Annotated in this window: 3 protein-coding genes and 2 pseudogenes; all 5 read right to left on the bottom strand. The window is 73.1% G+C overall.

The annotated features are described in order from the left end of the window. The coding region (locus tag GT354_RS51970; RefSeq protein WP_346012549.1) for a beta-ketoacyl synthase N-terminal-like domain-containing protein at positions 1 to 774 on the bottom strand (774 nt) is incomplete at its 3' end. After that, the gene (locus GT354_RS51965; protein WP_161365515.1) at positions 771 to 1,217 is read right to left on the bottom strand and encodes a cupin domain-containing protein; all 447 of its coding nucleotides are present in this window, start codon (positions 1,215 to 1,217) and stop codon (positions 771 to 773) included. The genes GT354_RS51965 and GT354_RS51970, both read right to left, overlap by 4 nt. A 47-nt stretch (positions 1,218 to 1,264) precedes the next feature. Then, positions 1,265 to 1,672 carry a SchA/CurD-like domain-containing protein gene (locus tag GT354_RS55545; RefSeq protein WP_237536297.1) on the bottom strand — a complete coding sequence of 136 codons (408 nt, stop codon included), beginning with the start codon at positions 1,670 to 1,672 and terminating at the stop codon, positions 1,265 to 1,267. Between the two features lie 27 nt (positions 1,673 to 1,699). Further along, positions 1,700 to 2,311 (bottom strand): annotated as a pseudogene (locus GT354_RS55540) (SchA/CurD-like domain-containing protein); the annotation flags it as partial. A gap of 53 nt (positions 2,312 to 2,364) precedes the next feature. Next, positions 2,365 to 3,402, bottom strand: a pseudogene (locus GT354_RS55535) (AMP-binding protein); the annotation flags it as partial. Positions 3,403 to 3,448: the final 46 nt, after the last annotated feature.

Genomic DNA, 3,448 nt, shown 5'->3' with positions numbered 1-3,448 from the left:
CCGGGCCCCGCGGTTGCGCGCGTGCTCCAGTTCCTCCAGGACGAGCACCGCGGCGCCCTCACCCAGGACGAAGCCGTCCCGGTCCGCGTCGAAGGGGCGGGACGCGTGCTCGGGGTCGTCGTTGCGGGTCGATGTCGCCTTGATGGCGTCGAAGCACGCGACGGTGATCGGCGAGATCGGCGAGTCGGCGGCGCCGGCGAGGTACACGTCGGCGCGCCCGTCCTCGATGGCGTGCGCGGCGTAGCCGATCGCGTCCAGCCCGGAGGTGCAACCCGTCGACACGGTCTGCACCGGGCCGCGCGCGTCGAACTCCTCGGCCACTTCGGACGCGAGCGCGCTCGGGGTGAACGCCCGGTGCAGGAAGGGGTCGGCGCGGCGGTGGTCGACGTCCCACCGCGTGCCGGCCCCGCTCACCGCGACGTAGTCGTGTTCGAGCCGGGTGGTGCCACCGACGGCGGTGCCCAGGGACACGCCGATCCGCCACGGGTCCTCGGCTTCGCGATCGAGGCCGCAGTCGCGGACCGCTTCCGCCGCGGCCGCGAGCGCGAACTGCACGTAGCGGTCGGCGCGTTGCGCCCGCGCCGGGGCCACGCCGCGCACGACCGGGTCGAAGTCGCACTCCGCGGCGATCCGGGAGCGGAACGGGGCGGGGTCGAACAGCGTGATGCCCCGGGTCGCCGTGCGACCGGCCATGAGCAGATCCCAGAACGCCGGGACGCCCATGCCGCCGGGGGCGACCACCCCGACGCCGGTGACCGCCACCCGGCGCTTCACGACTCGGCGCCCACGGACTGTGTGGGCTCCACGCGCGGGTGCTGCGCGCACGAGTCGCGCACGTCCTCGGTGTCCACATGGCCCAGTTCGGGGCGAGGCGCCAGGGGGGCGAGCTGGAAGACCATCCGCGCCTCCACCGAGCCGACGTTGCGGAACCGGTGGCGCATGTCGCGCGGGATCATCAGGCCCTGTTCGGCCCGCACCTCGTGGGTGACGCCGTCGAGGTCGACCTCGACGGTTCCGCTGACGACGTGGATGAACTCCTCCGAGTACGGGTGGTAGTGCTCGGAGATCATGTCGCCGGGCTGGATGATGGCCAGTCCCATGAAGCCGCTCGTGGAGCCCACCGTCGCCGGGCTGAGCATGACGCGGAGGTCACCGCCGCGGCGGCGGTTGGGCTCGATCTCTTCGAGGTCGACGATGCGTACGGTCTGCGTGGTCATGTGTGCCACCTCCGGTGGCGGGCGGCGCGGGTGCGCCGCACCGGTGGTCAGGCGTCGAGCGACGCGCGGCGGTCGGTGATCTCGGTCATGGCGCAGTTGGCGAGCAGGCGCCGCAGGCCCTCGTCGGTGTCCACGTCGCCCGTGTCGAGGAGGCGACCGAACCTGGCGGCGGCGGAGCGGTCGATGCCCAACGCGACGGCCGGGTCGTCGTCGACGGACCCGCGCAGGTCGACGACGCGCACGAGGACGTCCTCGCGAACGAAGATCGTGCTGCCCGCGATCGGGCCCCGGGCCCGCGTGATCGCCTGCTCGTCGTGGTCGGCGAGCAGCCGCGCGGCTGCCTCGGCCGAACCGTGCCGCACGGGGTACAGGAAGGCCTTGCGGACGAGCTCGCGGGCCTGCGCGCGCGAGCGCTGGTCGGTCAGGTGCGCCACCTCGGCGAGCGAGGACCGCATGAAGAAGCCGCGGGCGGCCTCGGGGTCGTCCAGGTCGCGGGACTCCTCGAGGTAGGGGTTGAGCTGCTCCTCGGCGGCGCGTACCTGGGGCTGCGCGGCGACGTGTTGCAGCGCAGCGCGCAGGTCGCCGTCGATCTCGATGGCGCGGACCACGCGGTTGCCGCGCATGAACACGGTGGTGCGGCGCAGCGTGGTCTTCGCGTCGACGCGCGCCTGGGGCGATTCGTAGCCGGCGAGGATCTTGGCGACCTTCGCCTCGCTGCCGGGCTTGACCGTGAACGACAGGGCCGCGCGGGTGACGCCGGACGGGCGGGCGGGCGGCCCGTCGGCCGCGGCGCGGGCCTTGTTCTGCGGGTCGCCGCCCGCGGCCTTGCCGCTCTTGGCCCCCTTGGCTGCCTTGGTGCCCTTGGTGCCCTTGGCTGCGGGCCGGGGTCGGGGCTGGGGCCGGGGTCGGGAGCTGGGCCGGTGCCGGTGCCGGGTTGCTCGGGCCCGAATGCCGATGCCGGTGACGTCGGTTCGCGCGCGGGCGTTCCTTGGCGCGCTGCTTCTTCGGCTGCTCCCTCGGCTGCTCCTTCGGCTGCTTCCGCGGTTGTTCGTCCGGCTGTTCGTTCGGCCGACTGTGGCGCCGCCTCGATCCATTCGGCCTGCGCCCCGAGCCGTGGCAGGTCGAACGGAAGTGACGTCGGGACGTCGATCGCGAAGGTGTGGCCGGCCAGCGCGGCGAGCCGGGTGGCCTTGAACGAGTCGCCGCCCAGGACGAAGAACTCGTCGTTCGGACCCGGGGGCGCGATCTCCAGAACCTCGGCCCACAGTCGACTCAGGGTGACCTCGGTCGGGGTGCTCGGCGCGGTCGCATGCGCCGGGGCGGCCACGGTGGCGAGCAGCGCCCGCAGTTCGGTCTTGACGACCTTTCCGGCAGCGTTTCGCGGCAGGGTGTCCAGGACCAGGAACCGGGTCGGGATCTCTTCGCGCGCCAGCCGTGAGCGCAGGAAGTCCCGCAGGTCGTCGGGCGACGTGCCGGGGTCCAGCACGACGGCCGCCGCCGGCATCGCGCCCATCGCCGCGTGCGGTACGCCGAACGCCGCGGCCTCGACGACCGCCGGATGTTCGTACAACGCGGCCTCGACGGCGAGTGTGGAGATCTTGAACGCGCCGGAGGTGACGAGATCGCTCTCGCGGTCGATCACGTACAGGTAGCCCTCGGCGTCGAGCCGGCCGAGATCGCCCATCCGCACCCAGCCGTCGCGGAACACCTTGGTGCTCGCGGCCTCGTCGCGATGGTAGGCGCGTGGCGTAGTCGGCGACCGCAGCCAGATCTCGCCCGGCACGCCGATGGGCAGCGGGTCGCCGTCCTCGGTCAGCACGCGCAGGTCGTCGCCCAGGACGGAGCGCCCCACCGAACTCGGCCGATCGGGGTCGAAGACCATCGTGGTCTGTGCGGGGGCGGCCTCGGTGGAGGTGTAGGAGTTGACGATCGTGGCGTGCGGAAAGGCGGCAGTCAGCGCGACGGCCGTCGCGGGCGGCAGGGCGGCGGCGGTCGATCCGAGGAGCAACAGGTCGCCGACGTCGTGTCGCGTGGTCGCGCCGGAGCGGACCAGTTCGCCGGCCATCGCGGGCACCACGAAGGCGGTGCCCACCCGGTATTCGGCGATCAGCGCGCAGAATTGTTCGGCCTCGAACGTGGGTACGCAGATGGCGGTGGGCGCTGCGGAGAGCGCGGTGAGCAGCATGGTCTGACCGGCGTTGGTGCCGATCGGGAACGCGTGCAGAAAGTGC

Origin of the sequence: Streptomyces sp. SID3343, assembly GCF_009865215.1 — a bacterium.
In the GTDB taxonomy this organism is placed as follows: domain Bacteria; phylum Actinomycetota; class Actinomycetes; order Streptomycetales; family Streptomycetaceae; genus Embleya.
This window is presented reverse-complemented; position numbering and strand designations above follow the sequence as displayed.